This is a genomic window from Arthrobacter sp. N1 (assembly GCF_048288285.1).
Lineage (GTDB): Bacteria > Actinomycetota > Actinomycetes > Actinomycetales > Micrococcaceae > Arthrobacter_D.
Genome location: NZ_CP102608.1, coordinates 539254 through 558758 on the forward strand (window position 1 = coordinate 539254; position 19505 = coordinate 558758).

Genomic DNA, 19505 nt, shown 5'->3' on the forward strand with positions numbered 1-19505 from the left:
CTACGGGGCCGGCCCTCTAGGCGATCGACGTGCCGAAGAGCAGCCCGAGGAGATAGGTGACGCCCGCCGCGCCCAGTCCGATCGCCAGTTGCCGCAGCGCCAGCCGCAGCGGCGAGGCTCCGGACAGCAGGGCGACCACGGCGCCGGTGGCCAGCAGCGCGAGTCCCACCAGCACGCAGGCGACGACGACGGCGGTCGGCCCGGCCAGGCCCACGAGGTAGGGCAGCACCGGGATGATGGCGCCCGAGGCGAAGAAGCAGAAGCTCGACGCCGCCGCCCCCAGCCCGGTGCCCACCGCCTCGTGCTCGTCGACGTCGTCCTCGGCCTCGGGCCGGAGCGAGAAGCTGGGGTCGCAGTCGCAGCTGTAGAGGCCGAGGCGCTCCGCCGCGCGGTGCTCCGCCGCGGCGGGCGTCATCCCGCGGGCCCGGTACACCAGTGCCAGCTCGTTGGCCGCGATATCGAGTTCCTTCGCGGCGGTCAGCGTGATCTGCGTGGGACGGGTGGCGGAGAGCAGCTCCCGCTGGGACCGCACGGAGACGTACTCCCCGGCGCCCATCGAGAGTGCGCCGGCCAGGAGCCCTGCCAGTCCGCTGACCAGGATGAACGCGGTGGACGCGCCGGTGGCACCGATACCCATGATGAGGGCGAGATTGCTGACGAGGCCGTCGTTGGCGCCGAAGACCGCAGCCCGGAAGTTGCCGGAGAGCCTGTTGCGGCCGCGGGTCGCCAGCCCGCGGACCACCTCCTCGTGGATCTGCTCGTCCGCCACCATCGCGCTGGTGGCCGAGGGGTCCGTGGCGTAGGGGGAGCGGCCCTCGGCGCGCTGGGCCAGCGCGAGGACGAACACGGAGCCGAAGCGCCGAGCGAGCACCCCGAGGATCCGGTTGCGCAGGGACGGTCGGAGGGGCCGGCCCACCTCGTGGCCCAGCAGTGCGAGCCAGTGCGCCTCGTGCCGGCCCTCGGCGTCGGCGAGCCCGAGGAGGATCTCGCGCTCCTCGCCGGTCCTGCGGCGGGCGAGGTCCCGGTAGGTCGCGGCCTCGCCACGTTCGTCGGCGAGGTACTGCCGCCAGCGTCGGATGTCGTCGCGGGAGGGGGAGTGGTCAGGGGATGTCACGCGGTGCTCCGGATTCTCGGGTGCGTGCGCACGTCGGCCGGAGCGGGAGGCTTCGGCCGGGTACGCAGGGGCGTCGGTTCGGCCGAAGGTCTCGCTCGCCGGATGAACCGGTGGATAGCCGGGCGCCGTTGGCGCCAGTATGTCGACAGGCCGCACATCCTCGCGGACGCGGAGCTACTCCCCTTCGACCGACCATCCTACCCGAGCGTCACCTGCTGCGTCCGCGCCCGGCCTGTCCGGGGGCCGTCGGCCGCGAGTGGCGCGAGTGCCGCGGGCGCCACGGACGACACGGACGGTACGGACGGCACGGACGGCACGGACGCCAGCGACACCGCGACCGCGGTGGGCCCGGTAGGGTCGGGAGGTTCGGGTACCGTGGCTCGACGAGCCGCGATACAGTCGGAGTTAGAACAGGAAGCAGGCTTATGGATCTGGCAGCCCGGCCCTGGGTGGCGAGCTACGCACCCGGCGTGCCCCCGACGTTCGATGTTCCCGAGGGCACGCTCACCGACCTGCTCGAGACGTCGGTGCGCACCTACCGCACGGGGACGGCCCTCGAGTTCTTCGGTGCGGCGACGAGCTACCGCGAGCTGGGCGACGCCGTCGACCGCGCCGCGGCAGGCCTGCGGGCCCTCGGCATCCGCGCGGGTGACCGGGTGGCCCTGGTACTGCCCAACTGCCCGCAGCACATCATCGCCTTCTACGCCGTCCTGCGCCTCGGGGCGATCGTCGTCGAACACAACCCGCTCTACACCGACCGCGAGCTGCGCCACCAGTTCGAGGACCACGGTGCCACCGTGGCGATCGTCTGGGACCGGGTGGCACGGCAGATCCAGCAGCTGCCGGCCGACATCCCGGTGACCGCGCTGGTGACGGTGGACCTCGTCAGCGCCATGCCCGTGTCGCGACGGCTGGCCCTGCGCCTGCCCATCCGCCGGGCCCGTGAGGCGCGGAGGGCGCTGACGACGACGAACAGGCCCACCGGTCCCCGGAAGGTCCTCGGCTGGGGCGAACTGCTCCGCCACCGACCCCTCCCGCACAAGCATCCGCGTCCGTCCGCGACGGACACCGCCGTCCTGCAGTACACCAGCGGGACGACCGGGGTGCCCAAGGGCGCCGTCCTGACGCACCGGAACCTCCTCGCCAACGCGGCCCAGGGCCGGGCCTGGGTCCCCGGTCTCGAGGCAGGGCGCGAGACGGTCTACGCCGTGCTCCCCATGTTCCATGCGTACGGGCTCACGCTCTGCCTGACCTTCGCGATGAGCATCGGCGCGAAGCTCGTCCTGTTCCCCCGGTTCGACGTCGACCTCGTCCTGGCCGCAGCGAGGAAGAGCCCGCCCACCTTCCTGCCCGCCGTCCCGCCCATCTACGAGCGGCTGGCAGCAGGAGCGGCCGCCCGTGGCGCCGACCTGCGCAGCATCCGCTTCGCGATCTCCGGTGCCATGAATCTCCCCGATTCCACCGTGGAGACCTGGGAGGCGGCAACCGGCGGCTACCTCATCGAGGGCTACGGACTCACCGAGACCTCCCCCGTGGCCGCCGGCAACCCGATCGGCCCGACCCGCCGTCCGGGTACCGTCGGCGTCCCGTTCCCGGGCACCGACGTGCGCATCGTCGACCCCGACGATCCCGGCGCCGACCGCGGGCCCGGTGAGGCGGGCGAGCTCCTCCTCCGTGGACCGCAGGTGTTCCAGGGCTACTGGCGCAAACCCGACGAGACGCACGCCGCGCTCCTCGACGGCGGCTGGTTCCGGACGGGGGACATCGTCCGGATGGACGAGGACTGCTTCATCACGATCGTCGACCGCATCAAGGAGCTGATCATCACGGGCGGCTTCAATGTCGCCCCCTCCGAGGTGGAGGACGCCCTCCGGGCGCATCCGGACGTCACCGACGCCGCCGTCGTCGGACTGCCCCGCGAGGGCGGCGGCGAGGACGTGGCCGCCGTCGTCGTGCTCGCCGACGGTGCCGCACTCGACGTCGAGAGCCTTCGCTCCCACTGCCGTGGCGCGCTCGCGGCCTACAAGGTCCCCCGCACCATCGTGCAGGCCGAGGACCTGCCCCGATCCCTGATCGGCAAGGTCCTCCGGCGCGAGGTGCGCACCCAATTGCTCAACGATGGCCCCCGTGCCGAAGGAAGTGACAGTCGATGACCCAGCACACGCAAGCCCGGGCGGGGACGCCCGCCCCGAGAGGTCCGTGGCGCGACAGCCTCGGCAACGCCAGCATCCGTGCGGGCCAGGTGCTCATCCTCCTGGTGCTCGCCGTCGTGGCGATCTACGCCCTGATCCAGGTGCGGCTCGTGGTCATCCCGATGCTGCTGGCGCTCATCCTGGCCGCCGCGATCGGGCCCTTCGTCAACTGGCTCCGGCGCAAGGGCTGGGGCGCCTCCCTGGCCACAGCCGTCTCCTTCCTGCTGCTCCTGCTGCTCTTCGGCGGACTCATCACGGGCATCGTCTTCGCCGTGATGGGTCAGGCCGGTGAGCTCGTCTCCAGTGCCACCGAAGGCTTCGACCAGCTCTACGCCTTCGCGCAGAACGGCCCCATCCCCATCGACGACGCGCAGATCCAGCAGGCCCGTGACTGGGTGGTGGACTTCGCGACCTCGAGCACCGTCGGCGCGGGTGCCATCTCCGGGCTGAGCGCAGCCGGCAACTTCTTCGCCGGGGCGCTGCTCATGGTGGTCATCCTCTTCTTCTTCCTCAAGGACGGCGAGAAGATCTGGGCCTTCATGCTCCGGGCCTTCAAGGGCCGCCGCCTGGTCAAGGCCCGGCGGGTGGGCTACAGCAGCATGTTGGTCCTCGGCGGCTACGTCCGCGGGACGGCGATCGTCGCGCTCGTGGACTCGGTCTTCATCGGGCTGGCCCTGCTGCTCCTCGGGGTACCGCTCGCCCTGCCACTGGCGGCGATCGTCTTCATCGGGGCGTTCATCCCGCTGGTCGGGGCAACCCTCGCCGGCGTGCTCGCCGCGCTGATCGCCCTCGTGGCCAATGGGCCGTTCGTGGCCCTCATGGTGATCATCGCGGTGATCGTGGTCAACCAGCTCGAGGGCAACTTCCTGCAGCCCGTGGTCATGGGGCGCACCCTGCAGGTGCACGCCCTCGTGATCCTGGTCGCCCTGACGGCCGGGACCATCCTCGCCGGGATCATCGGCGCCATCCTGTCTGTCCCGGTGGCCGCTGTCGGCTGGGCCGCCATCAAGGCGTGGAACCAGGAGAAGGACGAGAACATCACCGACGAGGAGGTCGAGGAGGCCGAGAAGCTGACCGCCCTCGACGAGACCGGTCATGGCCTGAGTTCCACGCCGAAGGAGGAGCACGCCCGCAAGAAGGAGGAGGCGGGGATCGCCGTGCACGAGGCGGACGAGAGGCCCGCGACGCACGAGCGCAGGGTCGAGGGTCAGGGCGGCGACGACGAGCCGGAGAGCGGCATGGCCGGTGATCCGCATGCCCCCGCGTCGGGCAGCAGCGCGACCGCGGGTTCGGCCGGGACGCCCGCCGCGACGGCCGCGCACACGTCGGCCGGCGCACCCTCTGCGACCCCGGCCGGTGCCCCTGACGGACGTCCGTCCGGCGCCCCCGACGCGAGCACCCCGACCGGGGAGACCGCGGGCGAAGGCGTCGACGGGCGGCGCGGTCGGCGCGGTCGCAGGGGAGGCTCGTCGACCCCGACGGGCTGACAGGCCGCTCCGGCCACGTACCGGATCGTGGTGGATCCACGAACGAGGAAGGGCTTCCGACCACCGTCGGGAGCCCTTCCTCGTCGTCGGGTGCGTGGTGCCCGGAAGGCGACACCGGCACCCGACGGCGTCCGGACGCCACGTTCCCGGTGCGGGAGCACAGGTGGCGAGGTCAACGGACCGGCACGGGGGCGTCCTCCGGCACCTCGCCGGCCACGCGCCGGTCCCAGGCCCCCATCACCCGGGGGTCCGTCGGCCGGGTCGCGAGGGACACCACCGCGTACACGAGGAGCGAGGCGCCGAGCCCGTAGTAGATCGGGTAGTTCGAGTAGATACCGTCGTACCGGACCTCCGCCGTGATCTCCAGGTAGGTCATCACCCCGAGGGTGACGAGGGTGCCCGCAGCCATCGACGCTCCCGCGCCGATACCGTTGCCGCGGCGCCACACGAGTCCGCCGAGGATCGCGACGAGCAGCCCGCCCACGAGGATGTCGTAGGCGATGGTCAGCGCGGCGACGACATCCTGCACCACCACGGCGAGGGCGATCGTGACGATCCCCAGCCCGAGGACCCACCAGCGGCTCGAGGCGACGTCGTGCTCCGCCGTCGTGCCCTCCCCGGTGGCCCCGGTGGCCCCGGTGGCCCCGGTGACGTCGTGGTCCGTCGCGCCCCTGCCGGACCACCCGGCGACGAACGGCACGACGTCGGTGCGCGCGACGGTCGCCGCGGCGATCAGGGCTCCCGACGCCGTCGACATCATGGCCGCGACCGCCGCGGCGAGGACCAGTCCGCCCACGCCGATCGGCAGGACGTTGAGGGCGACGTCCGCGTAGACGTCGTCGCGCGACTCGATCGCGGGGACGATGACGCTCGCGCTCATGCCGATGACGGCGCCCGCGACGCCGTAGAGGATGCAGTACACGCCCGCGGCCGAACCGCCCCAGCGGGCGACCACCGGTGTCCTCGACGTGAACACGCGCTGCCAGATGTCCTGGCCGATCAGCAGCCCGAGCGTGTAGACCACGAAGTAGGTGATGATGCTCTGCGCGCCGATCCCGGTGATGCTGAAGAACTCCGCCCCCGCCCGGTCACGGATGCCGTCGAAGCCACCGGCGGCGGCAAGGGAGAAGGGCAGCATGAGGGCGAAGACGCCGATGGTCTTGATGACGAACTGCGCCATGTCCGCGAGCGTGATGGACCACATCCCGCCGATCGTGGAGTAGATCAGCACGATGGCTCCGCCGACGGCGATGGACAGCGCACGGTCCCAGCCGAAGAGGACCACGAAGATGGTGGCGTAGGCGCCGGTGGACGTGGCGCAGAGCATCAGGGTGTAGGCGAGCATGACGATCCCCGAGACGCGCGTGGCACGGTGGCCGTAGCGCAGCGTGAGCATCTGCGAGACCGTGTAGATCTTCAGCTTCTGGATGGTGGGGGCGAAGAGGAGGCTGAGCAGCAGCACGCCGGTGCCGATCGCCACGACCAGCCACATGCCGGAGATGCCGTACTGGTAGCCGAGGCCCACGCCCCCGACCGTCGAGGCTCCACCCAGGACGACGGCGGCCATCGTGCCGGTGTAGAGCAGGGGGCCGAGGCGGCGGCCCGCCACGAGGTAGTCGCTGGCATTGCGCGTCCGGGACTTCCCCCACCAGCCGAATCCGAGCATGGCGACGAGGTAGGCGACCACGATGGCGATGTTGAGTGCTTGCATGGGAGTCCTTCGACGATCGACCGGGCGGGATGCCTGCTGGGCAACCGATGATGCCCAGTAAGCTACTCGTGACGCGAGTCACGCGTCAATCGTCGCAGGGCCGTGTGACATCACGATGACCGCCGTGTGACGGCTATGCTCGATCGCCCCGAGAAGAGGACCCGCATGAAGGCGCTGCCCGTCGAGCCCACCAACGCGCCCGTCGCCATCGGATCCCGCATCAGGGCCGCGCGGCAGGGGCAGCGGATGACGATCGAGCAGGTCGCGGACGCCACCGGCCTCACCAAGGGATTCCTCAGCCGGGTGGAGCGGGATCTGACCTCGCCCTCGGTCGCCTCCCTCGTGACCCTCTGCCAGGTGCTGTCCATCTCGATCGGGGACCTGTTCCTGGTGCCGGAGACGCACCTGACCAGGCTCGACGACGCCCCGCGCATCAGCCTCGGCGGTCAGGGCATCAACGAGCGCCTCATGACGGCGCGGTCGGAGCGGCGGCTGCAGATGATCCGCGCCGTCGTCGAACCCCGTGGCCGGGGCGAGGACGAGCTGTACTCGGTGGACTGTGAGGTGGAGACCCTTCACGTGGTCTCGGGGCGGTTCGTCCTCATCTTCCCCAATGAGCGGTATGAGCTCGAGGCGGGCGACACCGTGACCTTCCCCGGCCGCGAACCGCACTCCTGGCTCAATCCCGGCGACACCGAGGCCGTGGTGCTCTGGACCCTCGTGCCGGCGGCGTCCGGCTCGTAGCGGCCTCAGCCGACATGCACCCAGGGCCGCTTGGTGACATCCGGCTCGGCGCCGCGCAGTACCTCCCGAGTCACCGGAGCGATCTCGCCCTCGCCCGTGAAGAGGAACTTGAAGAGGTTCGCCACGGGATCGCCCTCCGTCCATCGGAAGTAAACGTGCGGCATGAGGCCGGTGACGTCGCGGATGTGCAGCATGACGGCAGCGATCGTGTTGGGCACGTTCGAGCTGTGCACCTCCAGGATGCGGTAGCCATGGCGGACGACGCCGCGCACCCGCAGCTCGGTCTCGAAGTCGGAGGAGTCGTCGACGGTCACCTCGATGAACAGGGGCCTGGATGCCACCGGGAAGTGCGATACCGCGCATGCGTGCTGGAGCTTGTGCCGGTATGCCGCGCTGCTCAGCCGCTTCGGTTCGTGGGCGATCAGGAGGATGTCGCCGTCGTCCTGTGCACTCACGAACGAGAGCGCGGCCTCGTCCATCCTGATGCTCGTGGCCCGCAGCTCGAAGGCGCGGCGTGACCGGGAGACGAACGAGATGACGATGATCCCGAGGATGAAGAACAGGGCGATCTTCAGGCCGTCGGGCCGTTCGATCATGTTCACCGCCGTCGTCAGGACGAAGACCACGGTGGCGATGCCGAACCCGAGGGTCAGGCCGCGCTGGTGCTTGCGGTGGGCGGACAGCGTCACGGCCACGGAGGCCGAGGTGATGAGGGCCAGGACGCCGGTGGCGTACGCGCCGCCCTGCGCCTCGACGTCGGCCCGGAAGAAGAACGTGACGATGATCGCGATGAGCGTGATGACCAGGACGAGGGGGCGGACGGCCTTGGCCCAGGCCGGTGCCATCCCGTAGCGCGGCAGGTAGCGCGGGACGAGGTTCAGCAGGCCGGTCATGGCGGAGGCGCCCGCGAACCAGAGGATGCTGATCGTCGAGATGTCGTAGGCGGTGCCGAAGCCGTCGCCGAGGTACAGGTGCGCGAGGTAGGCCAGGGCCCTGCCGTTCGCCGGACCGCCCTCCTCGAACGCCGCGGCCGGGATGAGCAGGGTCGTGACGAAGCTCGAGGCGATGAGGAAGCCGCTCATGATGAGCGCCGCGGATGTGAGGAGCTTGTGTGCGCCGGCGATCCGACCGGCCGGGTCCTCCTCCGTGTCGCCGGGCCTGCCGTCGATCTGGGGCATGACGACCACGCCCGTCTCGAAGCCCGAGAGGCCGAGGGCGAGCCGCGGGAAGATGAGGACGGCGAGGCCGACCATGACCAGCGGGTTGCCGTGCTGGGTGGTGAGCGCCGTCCACCAGTTGGTCACGACGCCGTCCTGCGCCATGATCTGTCTGACGGAGACGATCACGACCACCAGGTTGAGGACGAGGAACACCGCGACGATCGCCACGGCGATACCGATGGCCTCGCGGAAGCCGCGGAGGAAGACCGCCGAGAGCAGCACGAGGAAGATCACGGTGATGAGGATCTCCTGGCCGTGCAGCCATGAGGGGGCGAACGGGTTCTCGACCAGGTGGGCGCTGGCATCGGCCGCCGAGAGCGTCATGGTGATGAGGAAGCTCGTCGCCGCGAAGCCGAGCAGCACGAGCACGAAGATCTTGCCGCGCCACTTCGGCAGCAGCTTCTCGAGCATCGCGATCGACCCCTCCCCGCGGGGGCTCTCCGAGGCGACGCGCTTGTACACGGGCAGGGCGCCGAACAGGGTCACGGCCACGAGGATCAGGGTGGCCAGGGGGGAGAGGACGCCGGCGGCAGCTGCCGCGATGGCCGGCTGGTACCCGAGGGTCGAGAAGTAGTCGACGCCGGTCAGGCACATCACCTTCCACCAGGGCTGCGTGCGATCCGTCTCGGGTTGGTGCGCGGTGGGCTGGCTCGACTCGTTGAGGAGCCAGCGCTCGAGGTTCTTCCGGCCCTGATCACGGGTGCGGGCGGGAGTCTGGAGGTGTACGGATGAGCTCACTGCATCACGGTAGGCCCGTGCGGGCGCTCATCGGGGCGTCTTGATGGATCCTTAACGGGTGGGTCCGGGAGCGGTCGTGCGGTGCGTCGCCCCGTCCCCCCGGTGGCAGTTCGGGGCCGCACCAGGATCGTCATTGAACTGGTGCCGGGCCGGGACCGGGAGGAGCATCGAGCCGCCGGAGCGGGCCCTGGTGTGGAATCGACGGACTGCCGCTCGTGGGTCCGCAGAGCGCGACTCACGGGGGACGACAACCATGAAGAACACCAGCCTGCTCACTCTCGCGCTGGCCGCAGCGCTCGGACTCGCAGGGTGCGCGGCGCCCGCCACCGAGGCAGGTCCGGGGACGACGGCGACGGCGACCACCCCCTCGGCGACGGCGACCACCTCCTCGGCGACCTCGTCCACCTCCTCGGCGACCTCGACCACCCCCTCCGCGGCCTCGTCCGCGTCGCCGGGGCCGTCCGCGTCGTCCTCGCCGACCCTCCCTGCGGACGACGGGACAGGGGCTGCCTCCGCCACGGCGGCGCCCGAGGTCGGGCCCTCCCTGGCCGACCCGTCGTCATCGCTGTTCACGACGTCGGACGGACTGTATTCCTTCATGCTGCCGGCGGGCTGGACCACCACGCCCCTCGAGCCGAGCACCGCCCCCGACTACGGTGTCCCGCTCAGCAGGACCGCCTACAGCATCCTGGATGGCGAGGGCCGGGAGATGGCCGTCTTCGCGGGCGGAGTGCCGGGTGATGGTGCCGCCCTTCCCAGTCCCGGACACGTGCCGCTCGACGCCGAGGAGCTCCCCGCGCTGTCGGCGCAGGTCGACAAGGTCGAGCTTCCGGTGAGCTACGTGTTCGACCACTACCAGGATCCGGTCACCGGGGAACGGGTGTACCTCGCGCGGTACCATCTCGGCCCCGTCCCCGAGGACGGGCTCTACGGCGTGCCGCTCGGTCTGCTCCCGTTGGGGGAGAACGGGCTCGTCGTCTTCACCGCCACGTTCGGTACCGATCGCTTCCCCACCCCCGCGGACGCCGAGGCCTGGCTGGGCACGGAGGAGTACGCCGGGCTCCGCGGGATGTTCACCAGCCTGACCTACAACGGCTGACCGCACCGGGAGCGGATGCGTGCCCTGATCCGGACCGCATACCTTGACCGCCGGTGCCGCCCAGCAATAGCCTTATGCAAAACCTTTGATGCATATTGGGCAACTCCGCCGGGTGCGGGCCCGGATGGGACGGACACTGTGGAAGAACTGCGCGTCACGGGAGGCGGTCGGCTCGGACCCATCGACTCCTCCCGCATCCCCCGGTACGCGGGAGCGGCGACCTTCGCCCGCCTGCCCCGGCTCGACCAGGTGGACCGGACGGACATCGCCGTCGTCGGCGTCCCCTTCGACTCCGGTGTCTCGTACCGGCCCGGCGCCCGCTTCGGCGGCAACCACATCCGCGAGGCCTCGCGCCTCCTGCGGCCCTACAACCCCGCCCTCGACGTCTCGCCCTTCGAGCGCGTGCAGGTCGCCGATGCCGGTGACATGGCCGTGAACCCGTTCAACATCGGCGAGGCCATCGAGACCGTGCAGCAGAACGCGCTGGACCTCACCGCCGACGGCGCCCGCCTGGTCACGCTGGGCGGCGACCACACCATCGCCCTGCCGCTCCTCAGGGCTGCCGCGGAGCGCGCGGGTTCGCCCGTGGCCATGCTGCACTTCGACGCCCACCTGGACACCTGGGACACCTACTTCGGGGCGGAGTACACGCACGGTACACCGTTCCGCCGGGCGGTCGAGGAGGGCATCCTCGACACCGAGGCCATCTCGCACGTCGGCACCCGCGGGCCGCTCTACGGGGTCCGCGACCTCGAGGACGACCGGCGCTTCGGCTTCGGGATCGTGACCTCCTCGGACGTCTACCGGAAGGGCGTCGACGAGATCGTCGACCAGCTGCGCCAGCGCATCGGGAACCGCCCGCTCTACGTGTCCGTGGACATCGACGTCCTCGATCCCGCGCACGCGCCGGGTACGGGCACCCCCGAGGCCGGCGGTATCACGTCGCGGGAACTCCTCGAGATCCTGCGCGGGCTCCGCGGGCTGAACCTCGTGGGCGCCGACGTCGTCGAGGTGGCCCCTGCCTACGACCACGCCGAACTCACCGGTGTCGCCGCATCCCACGTCGCCTACGATCTCGTCACCCTCATGGCCGACACCCTGACCCCCGCCACGCCCGCCCCGATTGCCGAGGACCACTGATGGAGATCACCGACGGCGCCGCCTCCGCGCCTCCCACCCGCCTCACCGGCCAGCGGAACGGCGGGGACCTCGTCGTCGAGACCCTGTCCGCCCTCGGCGCCACGACGGTCTTCGGCATTCCAGGACAGCACGCGCTGGGGCTCTTCGACGCCCTCTCGCGCTCCGACCTCCGGTTCGTCTCCTCGCGCGTCGAGAACAACTCGGCGTTCGCGGCCGACGGCTTCTCCCGGGCCACGGGGGACGTCGGTGTCCTCTTCCTCTCGACCGGACCCGGCGCCCTCACCTCGCTGGCGGGCCTGCAGGAGGCCTACGCGACCGGCGTGCCGATGGTCGTCGTCGCCAGCCAGATCCCCCTCGAGGGTCTCGGGGCCCGACGGAAGGGCATGCTGCACCAGCTCGACGACCAGAAGGCGTCCGCCGCGAACGTCACCAAGAGCCAGCGGCTGATCCAGCACGCCTCCGGTATCCCCTCGGCGATCCAGGACGCCTGGACCGAGGCCGTGTCCTCCCCCCAGGGGCCCGTCTGGATCGAGGTCCCCCAGAACGTGCTGCTGGACCCCGTGATGGTGCCACGGGTGGAGGACGCGCTCGCGGAACCGTTCGACAACCCGCCGCGCATCGAGCTCACCCGCGAGGCCCTGACGTGGCTCAGGGGATCCAGGCGCCCGGCCATCGTCGCGGGCGGCGGCGCGCGCCGTGGCAGGGCGGAGTCCTGGCTGCTGTCCATCGCCGAGAAGCTCGGCGCCCCCGTGGTGTGCTCGCCCGGCGGCAACGGCGCGTTCCCCTGGACGCACGAGCTGTCCCTGCAGTCGTGGGTCGAGGACCGCCACGTGACCGAGGTGCTCGAGGACGCGGACGTCCTCCTGGTGGTCGGCTCGTCCCTGGGCGAGGTGACGTCGAACTACTTCACCCTGGAGCCGCGCGGGCGCATCATCCAGATCGATGCCGAGCCCCGCGTGCTGGAGTCCAACCGGCCGGCACTCGGGATCAGGGCTGACGCCGGGCAGGCGCTCGCGGCCCTCGACGAGGCACTCGAGCCGCTGCCCAGGGACCGGGAGCCCGGGTACGACGCCGTCGCGCTGGTGGCCGATACCCTCGCCCGGGTCGCCGCACGGCTCGAGGGCCAGGACCTCGGCAAGGAGCTCGCCTTCATGCGGGATCTCCGCGAGGCCGTCCCTGCAGGGATGCAGACCTTCTGGGACATGACCATCTCCGCGTACTGGGCCTGGAGCTGCTGGGACGCGCGTGAGGGTCAGTTCCACTCGGCCCAGGGTGCCGGCGGTCTCGGCTTCGGCTTCCCCGGCGCGATCGGGGGTGCCGTGGGGCTGGAGTCCCGTGGCCTGCCCGCTCGCGTCCTGGCGGTATCCGGTGACGGGTCCGCCATGTACTCCATCGCGGAACTCGCCACCGCGCGGCAGCACGACATCCCGGTCACCTGGCTGATCGTCGACGACGGCGGCTACGGGATCCTCCGCGAGTACATGGAGGGGGCTTTCGGCAAGGCGACGGCCACCGAACTCGCGCGGCCGGACTTCGTGGCGCTCGCCGAGTCCTTCGGGGTGCCTGCGCGACGAGTGGGTCCGGAGGGGATCGGCGAGGCGCTGCGCGCGAGTCTCGCAGGCGAGGGGCCGAACGTCGTGGTCGTGGAGACGCTCATGCGGCTGTTCGCACCCACGCATCTTGATCAGTAGGCTTCCCTTTTCCGCCGGGTGGTGGCAGTGTCGGAGGCACTGCTCGAACCACGGCCCCGAGGAAGGAACGCTATGACATTCAGCAAGGGCGACAAGGTCACCTGGAACACGTCGCAGGGCGAGACCGAGGGCAAGGTCGTGGAGAAGCACGACGAGGAATTCACCTTCGACGACCAGAAGTTCAAGGCGTCGAAGGACGAGCCCTACTACACGGTGGAGAGCTCGAAGTCCGGCAAGCAGGCCGCGCACAAGGAAAGCGCGCTGTCGAAGAAGTAGCCGGCAGCCGCACGCGAGGGGGCTCCGCTTCGGCGGAGCCCCCTCGTGTGTCTCACGTCAGGGGATCGTGGCCCCAGTTCATCAGCGAGTAGCGCCACTTGGAGGACTCGATGTCCTTCTTGGACGGCTCCTGCGCGAGATGCCGGTGCACGTAGCCGACCACCTTGTGCATGTGTTCGACATCGTCCGTCGTGAGGTCGTCGCGCTTCGTGTTCAGGATGTCGATGATGCGCTTGCCGGACTTGTGCCCCACCGATTCGCCGGCGCCCGATTCCTTGTAGCCGACCGCCTGGGACTCCTCGGTGTCCAGCCAGGCCGTCAGCTGCGAGGCGCTCATGTTCACCGCGTCCTTCCACTGCGGCCAGATCTCGTCCAGGTCCTTCGCGTCGTCAGCCATCAGCAGTCCGCCTTCCGTAGCAGTTCCGGGAGAATGATCACACCCCGCCGTTATTCGGGAGCTTCCGATAGCTTATTCCTAAGCATGCTGATAAATGTAGAGGGTAGGTCGAACCAACACCGAAGGAGCTTCACATCATGGCAGGAAACCTTTTGGCACGATCCGCCCACGATCTCGGTGCCGCAGCCTGGTTCGGCGGGACCCTGATGGGCGCCGTCGGACTCAACGGTGCAACGGGCAAGGCGAAGGACCCCAAGGAGCGCACACGCCTCTCCGCCCTCGGCTGGGCCAAGTGGACCCCGGTGCAGGTCGCCGCGTTCGCCGTGCACGCCGTCGGCGGCATCGGCCTGATCCTCGGCAACAAGGGCCGCGTCGCGTCGCAGGACTCGGTCGGATCCAACACGGTCTGGAAGTCGATCGTCACGCTCGCCGGCATGGCACTCTCGCTCTACTCCGGCATGCTCGGCAAGAAGGTCGGTGAACTGTCCGAGCAGGGCGGTGAGGGCGCGACCGAGCCCCGTCCCGGTGCCAGTGACGAACTGGCCAAGGCCCAGTCGCAGCTCAAGACCACCCAGTGGCTGCTGCCCCTGATCAGCGGCATCGTCGTGGTGATGGGTGCGAAGCAGGGCGAGATGCAGCGCCCCACGAACGTCAAGAAGGGCCTGCTGAAGAAGTAGTCCCGGACACCGGAAACCCCCGCACCTGGACGTCCACCCCGTGGTGGGCTCGTCGCTGGTGGCGGGGGTTTCGCCGTCTGGCAGCCGGTGATGCCTCCGGCCGCACGGGCGCCTACTGCATGGTGAAGGCGCGCGCCACGCCCGTGTGCACGGCGTCGTTCCGGATGAGGGCGGCGAGGACCGCATTCCGGGGGCGCAGGAGAGGCCTGGGCAGCGGACGCCCGAGGGCCATGTTGAGGTGTGCCTTCCGTCGGGCGAGCGCGGCCTGGGCGCGGCGCTCCTTCTCGTACTCCGCGAGCCGCGCGCCGACGTCGTCCCCGTCCCTCAGCGACGCCGCGATGATCGGGACGAGCCGCACCGCGTCGAGCCAGCCGAGATTCATGCCCTGCCCGCCGATGGGGGAGACCTCGTGTGCGGCATCTCCGACCAGGACCGTGCGGCCCGCGACGAAGCGCTCGGCAAGCCGGGACTGCACCTCGAAGGCGCTCAGCATCGAATTGGTCGTCGCGTCGACGGCCACACCCGTCCGGTCGCGGATCAGGGCCGTCAGATGCTCCGCCGTGGGACGATCCACCGGCGACCCGAGGCGCACCACCCAGCGCCGGATGCCTCCGGGCAGGGGGAAGGACTCGACGATCCCTCCCGTCTCGAGGTACAGCACGGCGTCGTGGCCGTCGTCCGTCCCGTCGAGGAAGTCCCCCATCACATAGCAGTCGGGGTAGCGGCGGGAGGGCGCGCGGATGCCTGCGCCGTCCCGGACGGAGCTGCGCGCCCCGTCCGCAGCGACGATGATTCTCGCCTCGAGCACGATGTCCTCGCCCTGGCTGCGGACGACCGTGCGGACGTGGTCGCCGTGCTCCCGCGAGGAGAGCACGGCGACGCCGCGTCGCACGGTACCGGGGAACTCCTCCTGGAGCCTGCGCTCGAGGATCTCCTCCGTGACGGCCTGCGGGACGGCCAGCACGTACTTCTCCTCGCCGGGCAGGGTCGAGAAGGAGACGGTCCCGACATGGCGACCGGCACTCCTGGCCACCCCGTCCCGGATGAGCACGCCCCGTGTCCGCAACTCCTCGGCGATCCCGCCGGCAGCGAGGGCGCGGAGGGCGGGAGGATGGATGCCGATGGCGCGGGAGTGGCTGCTGCGGTCCGCGCGCCGTTCGAGGACGACGGCGTCGAGCCCTGCCTGCCGGAGGAGCAGCGCCGTGTAGAGACCGACCGGTCCGCCTCCGACGACGATCACGTCATGCATGCCGCACCCCGGGGGTGGTGGCACGACGGTCGAGGACGAGCCGGTTGATGAAGGGGGCGGCGGTCCGCACGGTCCAGGCCGGCCGGTCCGCGACGGCCGCGCGCAGCTCCTCCGGCGTGTAGCTCCGGCGGATGGAGGTGAGCCCGTCCTGCCGGATGTAGGAGCCGGGCAGCGGGAGCGTGCCCACCGAGAAGAGGGCGTAGCCCACGGGATGCCGGGCGATGTCGCTGTGGATGGCCACGCGCCGCGTCAGCTGCTCGGTGTCGTCGATCAGGCCCCGGAACTGCGCCGGATCGAGGTGGTGCAGCACGTGGTTGGAGACGACGGCGTCGAAGACAGCGCCCTCGGCGACGAGTTCGTCGCTGAGGGCCCTGCGGAAGGACAGTCCGCGGATCGGCGGCCTCGACGTCGCATAGGCGTGCGCACGCGCGTCGGGATCGATGGCGGTCACCTCGAGGGAGATGCCGTCGAGCGCAGCCCAGCGCGCCAGCGCGCGGGGGACGTCACCTCCGCCGGAGCCGATGTCGAGCAGGGTGTTCGGCCGCTCCGTCGCGAAGGCGGGTCGCAGCACCTGCGTGTACGTGCGGCGCCAGCCGGAGACGGCCGCGTTGACGACACCGAACTGCGCGTAGGTCCGATCGAGGATGGCCGGATCGCAGTCGGGCCGGTCCATCTCCTCGATGGCGTGCGGGTCCCGCTCCGCGAGGAAGCCGCGACGGTTCATGCGCCCGCTTGGGTGAGGATCGGTTCCAGGTCGGCGGGGACGTCCGCGTCGTCGGGTGCGAGGCCCACCGAAGCGCCGTCGGCCACGGCGCCCGTCCCCGCGTCGGAGCGGGTTGCGCCGATCCTCGTGAGGAGGGCCGTCTCGACGGTGAGTCCCGGACCGAAGGCCATGGAGCAGATGCGGTTGTTGCCGTCCGAGGCGGGCTTCTCGAGGATGTTCTTCAGGACGAACATCACCGTGGCGCTGCTCATGTTGCCGTAGTCACGCAGGGTCTCGCGCGCGGGGACGAGCTGCTGCTTCGACAGGCCGAGCTTCGCCTCCACCTTGTCGAGGATGCTGCGGCCGCCGGGGTGGATGGCCCAGTGCTCGATCTCCGCGTAGTCGAGCCCCTGCAGCGAGGCATCGCGCGCCAGCAGTGGCTCGAGGGCTCCGACGATGTGCTCGTCGATGATGTGCGGCACATAGGTGCCGAGCACCATCTCGAAGCCCTCGTCACCGATGTTCCAGGCCATCGATTCCTCTCCGACGGGCGTGAGGACCGTCTCGAAGTGGTCGAGGGTGAGCGCCGGACCGTCGAGCGGGAGGTCCCGTGCGGAGATGATGGCGGCCGCCGCGCCGTCCGCGAAGAGGGAGGAGCCCACGATGGTGTCGGGGTTGTTGGAGGACCGCACATGCAGTGAGCACAGTTCCGCGGAGATCACCAGCACCACGGCCTCGGGATCCGCCTCGCAGAAGGCCTTGGCGGATCGGAGGGCAGGGAAGGCCGCGTAGCACCCCATGAAGCCGAGGTGGTAGCGCTGGACGGACGGCTTCAGGTCGAGGGCGCGGACCACCTTGTAATCCGGCCCCGGTGCGAAGAACCCGGTGCAGGAAACGGTCACCACGTGGGTGACGTCCGACGCCTCGATCCCGGTGGCGGCGTCGAGCGCCTTCCGTGCGGCCTCGACGAAGAGTCTGGTCCCCTCGGTCGCGTAGACCTCGTTGCGGGTCTTGGTGCTGGGGCTGAGGATGCGGAGCTCCTCCCGGTCGAAGAACACCGGGTCCTCGAACGTCTCCTCCAGCGTGAGCTCCCTGACCGCGGTGTACCGGGTCTCGATCCCCGAGGAGTCGAAGGCGGCCCCGACGAGGCGCTGTCCCAGCCGGGTGAGGCCGGGCTGGGCTGCGAAGACGTCGCGGACCTCGGGCTGCACCATGATCGTGTCGGGTACAGCGGTTTCGAGGGATCTCAGGATCACTGTCATAGGTCCATTACTAGAGGACTGACGCGACAAATTCAATGACAGTAGGCTTAGTGTTCACCTCGGCCACCATCGTCAGGAGCACCATGGGCAACGATCCGTCAGGCACCCTCGACCAGAAAGATCCGCGGGGCCCCGTCACGGACGCCTCCACGGAACTGCAGGAGTACCCCGGCTTCACGGAGCGCATGGATCCGCGCCCGGACCACGGGGAGGACAGCTACGCGGGGCACGGGCGGCTCGCCGGTCGCAGGGCCTTCATCACCGGCGGTGATTCCGGCATCGGGCGGGCCGTCGCGCTCGCCTTCGCCCGCGAGGGCGCCGACGTCGCGATCGGCTATCTGCCCGAGGAGGAGGAGGACGGCGCGAGTTGTCTCGACCTCATCCGCGCGGAGGGCCGGACCGCGCTCGCCGTTCCCGGTGACCTGCGCGACGAGGCCTACGCACCGTCCGCGATCGATACCGTCCTGGCCGGCCTCGGGGGTCTCGACATCCTCGTGAACAATGCGGGCTTCCACATCGCGCAGCCGAACGGCCTGCCCGACATCGATGCCGACCAGCTGCGCCGGACGTTCGAGACCAACGTCTACGGCACCGTCTGGCTGACCCAGGCGGCGTTGCCGCACCTCACGGAGGGCGCCTCGATCATCAACACCACCTCGGTGCAGGGGTACCACCCGTCCACCAGCCTGATGGACTACGCGGCCACGAAGGCTGCGCTCAACAACCTGACCTTCAGCCTCGCCGGCCTGCTGGGGGAGCGCGGGATCCGGGTCAATGGGGTGGCGCCGGGTCCGATCTGGACACCGCTGCAGCCCGCGACCACCACGAGCGAGAAACTCGAATCGTTCGGCGAGGGCACGCCGCTCGGCCGCATGGGCCAGCCGGCCGAACTCGCCGGAGCGTACGTGTTCCTCGCGTCCAACGACGCCCGTTACGTCTCCGGCGAGATCCTCGGGGTGACCGGGGGCAAGCCGCTCGCCTGACGTGAGTACCTCTGCGGGGAAAGCCCGGCCGGGACCAAGCCGGAGCCGCGTGTGCGCCGAATCACAGCTACCAGCGCCGGAGGCATGACGTCCGGCCTTCGGCTGACATGGATGGGTTGAGCGTGAAACTCCTGACTGCACCACCCCGCAGGCACCGCACGGCCCTGTTCGCCGTGGCCCTCACCGCGTCCCTGGCGCTCGCGGGCTGCGGGGGCGTCGAGGAGAATCCGCTGGGCGTCAATACGCCGACGGCGGGGCAGGCTGCCCCTGCGGACCAGGGCACGCCCGGCGACGGTGCGCAGGCCGCGCCCGTGCTGAACGACCTCGGGGACGACCCGCTCAACGTGGGGATCGACGGGGCGGAACTGTGCGGCGTGCAGCCCGACGACAGCCGCCTGAGGTACACGGTGATGCTCCACAACCCGACGCTCGAGACGTTCACGTTCGGGGAGATGAAGCTCGGTGATCCCCAGGGCCTGAACATCCTCTCGTCGATGGTGCAGACCGCGAACAGGGAGGGGCACCATCACCCGTCCCCGGACGGCGGGGCGCATGGGGAGCACACGGCGACCCCGGAGCCGACGGCCACGCAGGAGCCGATCGGGCCGCCCGTCCCTGCGGCCGGATACCGGTTCGAGCCCGATGCCCACGTCAACATCATCGTCACGGTCGAGCTCGCCGAGGGAGTCACCCACGGCAGCGCGGACAACATCCTCGTGGCCTTCTCCACCCCCGACCGCGACTACTCGGTGGCCCACAACCTCAAGATCGACGTCGACGCCAGCTCCTGCAGCTGACCTACGCCCGGAACGCGGAAAAGCC

The 19505-nt window shown here is 70.4% G+C and carries 17 protein-coding genes; 10 read left to right on the forward strand and 7 right to left on the reverse strand.

The window, feature by feature from the left end:
- Positions 1–16: 16 nt before the first annotated feature.
- Complete coding sequence (locus tag NVV32_RS02555) at positions 17–1114, reverse strand: VIT1/CCC1 transporter family protein (RefSeq protein WP_422391257.1); 1098 nt, start codon at positions 1112–1114, stop codon at positions 17–19.
- 425 nt (positions 1115–1539) lie between these two features.
- Here NVV32_RS02555 and NVV32_RS02560 point away from each other — a divergent pair, with 425 nt between their 5' ends.
- Both NVV32_RS02560 and NVV32_RS02565 read left to right on the forward strand, forming a co-directional pair.
- A complete protein-coding gene (locus NVV32_RS02560; protein WP_422391258.1) occupies positions 1540–3267 on the forward strand; it encodes a long-chain-fatty-acid--CoA ligase in 1728 nt (575 codons plus the stop codon).
- The gene (locus NVV32_RS02565; RefSeq protein WP_422391259.1) at positions 3264–4793 is read left to right on the forward strand and encodes an AI-2E family transporter; all 1530 of its coding nucleotides are present in this window, start codon (positions 3264–3266) and stop codon (positions 4791–4793) included. The genes NVV32_RS02560 and NVV32_RS02565 overlap by 4 nt, the downstream gene beginning before the upstream one ends.
- A 172-nt stretch (positions 4794–4965) precedes the next feature.
- Here the strand turns inward: NVV32_RS02565 and NVV32_RS02570 are convergent, their stop codons facing one another.
- Complete coding sequence (locus NVV32_RS02570) at positions 4966–6504, reverse strand: sodium:solute symporter (RefSeq protein WP_422391260.1); 1539 nt, start codon at positions 6502–6504, stop codon at positions 4966–4968.
- 165 nt (positions 6505–6669) lie between these two features.
- Between NVV32_RS02570 and NVV32_RS02575 the strand changes: the two genes are divergently transcribed.
- Positions 6670–7248, forward strand: coding sequence for a cupin domain-containing protein (locus NVV32_RS02575; RefSeq protein ID WP_152816845.1), 579 nt, complete (start codon positions 6670–6672; stop codon positions 7246–7248).
- A gap of 5 nt (positions 7249–7253) precedes the next feature.
- Here the strand turns inward: NVV32_RS02575 and NVV32_RS02580 are convergent, their stop codons facing one another.
- Positions 7254–9062, reverse strand: coding sequence for an amino acid transporter (locus NVV32_RS02580; protein ID WP_422391988.1), 1809 nt, complete (start codon positions 9060–9062; stop codon positions 7254–7256).
- A gap of 397 nt (positions 9063–9459) precedes the next feature.
- On the opposite strand from NVV32_RS02580, the gene NVV32_RS02585 reads away from it, so the two are divergent.
- The 4 genes from NVV32_RS02585 to NVV32_RS02600 all read left to right on the forward strand — a co-directional run bounded on the left by NVV32_RS02585 (position 9460) and on the right by NVV32_RS02600 (position 13412).
- A complete protein-coding gene (locus NVV32_RS02585) occupies positions 9460–10305 on the forward strand; it encodes a hypothetical protein (RefSeq protein WP_422391261.1) in 846 nt (281 codons plus the stop codon).
- Between the two features lie 138 nt (positions 10306–10443).
- Complete coding sequence (gene speB / locus NVV32_RS02590) at positions 10444–11445, forward strand: agmatinase (RefSeq protein WP_422391262.1); 1002 nt, start codon at positions 10444–10446, stop codon at positions 11443–11445.
- Positions 11445–13136: a thiamine pyrophosphate-binding protein gene (locus NVV32_RS02595; protein ID WP_422391263.1), complete on the forward strand. Its 1692-nt coding sequence runs from the start codon at positions 11445–11447 to the stop codon at positions 13134–13136. The genes speB and NVV32_RS02595 overlap by 1 nt, the downstream gene beginning before the upstream one ends.
- A 72-nt stretch (positions 13137–13208) precedes the next feature.
- Positions 13209–13412 carry a DUF2945 domain-containing protein gene (locus NVV32_RS02600; RefSeq protein WP_422391264.1) on the forward strand — a complete coding sequence of 68 codons (204 nt, stop codon included), beginning with the start codon at positions 13209–13211 and terminating at the stop codon, positions 13410–13412.
- A 52-nt stretch (positions 13413–13464) separates the two neighbouring features.
- Here NVV32_RS02600 and NVV32_RS02605 read toward each other — a convergent pair whose 3' ends face one another.
- Positions 13465–13809, reverse strand: a complete 345-nt coding sequence (locus tag NVV32_RS02605) for a DUF3140 domain-containing protein (protein WP_422391265.1) — start codon at positions 13807–13809, stop codon at positions 13465–13467.
- 137 nt (positions 13810–13946) lie between these two features.
- Here NVV32_RS02605 and NVV32_RS02610 point away from each other — a divergent pair, with 137 nt between their 5' ends.
- Complete coding sequence (locus NVV32_RS02610; protein ID WP_055769579.1) at positions 13947–14486, forward strand: hypothetical protein; 540 nt, start codon at positions 13947–13949, stop codon at positions 14484–14486.
- 112 nt (positions 14487–14598) lie between these two features.
- Here NVV32_RS02610 and NVV32_RS02615 read toward each other — a convergent pair whose 3' ends face one another.
- Genes NVV32_RS02615 through NVV32_RS02625 form a run of 3 tightly spaced genes read right to left on the reverse strand, consistent with a single transcriptional unit; the run spans position 14599 to position 17700 of the window.
- Positions 14599–15735: an FAD-dependent oxidoreductase gene (locus NVV32_RS02615; RefSeq protein WP_422391266.1), complete on the reverse strand. Its 1137-nt coding sequence runs from the start codon at positions 15733–15735 to the stop codon at positions 14599–14601.
- A complete protein-coding gene (locus NVV32_RS02620; protein WP_422391267.1) occupies positions 15728–16459 on the reverse strand; it encodes a class I SAM-dependent methyltransferase in 732 nt (243 codons plus the stop codon). Before NVV32_RS02620 ends, NVV32_RS02615 begins: the two co-directional genes overlap by 8 nt.
- Positions 16456–17700: a type III polyketide synthase gene (locus NVV32_RS02625; protein WP_422391268.1), complete on the reverse strand. Its 1245-nt coding sequence runs from the start codon at positions 17698–17700 to the stop codon at positions 16456–16458. Before NVV32_RS02625 ends, NVV32_RS02620 begins: the two co-directional genes overlap by 4 nt.
- A gap of 35 nt (positions 17701–17735) precedes the next feature.
- On the opposite strand from NVV32_RS02625, the gene NVV32_RS02630 reads away from it, so the two are divergent.
- Both NVV32_RS02630 and NVV32_RS02635 read left to right on the forward strand, forming a co-directional pair.
- Complete coding sequence (locus NVV32_RS02630) at positions 17736–18683, forward strand: SDR family oxidoreductase (protein WP_422391269.1); 948 nt, start codon at positions 17736–17738, stop codon at positions 18681–18683.
- Between the two features lie 122 nt (positions 18684–18805).
- A complete protein-coding gene (locus NVV32_RS02635; protein WP_422391270.1) occupies positions 18806–19480 on the forward strand; it encodes a hypothetical protein in 675 nt (224 codons plus the stop codon).
- Positions 19481–19505: the final 25 nt, after the last annotated feature.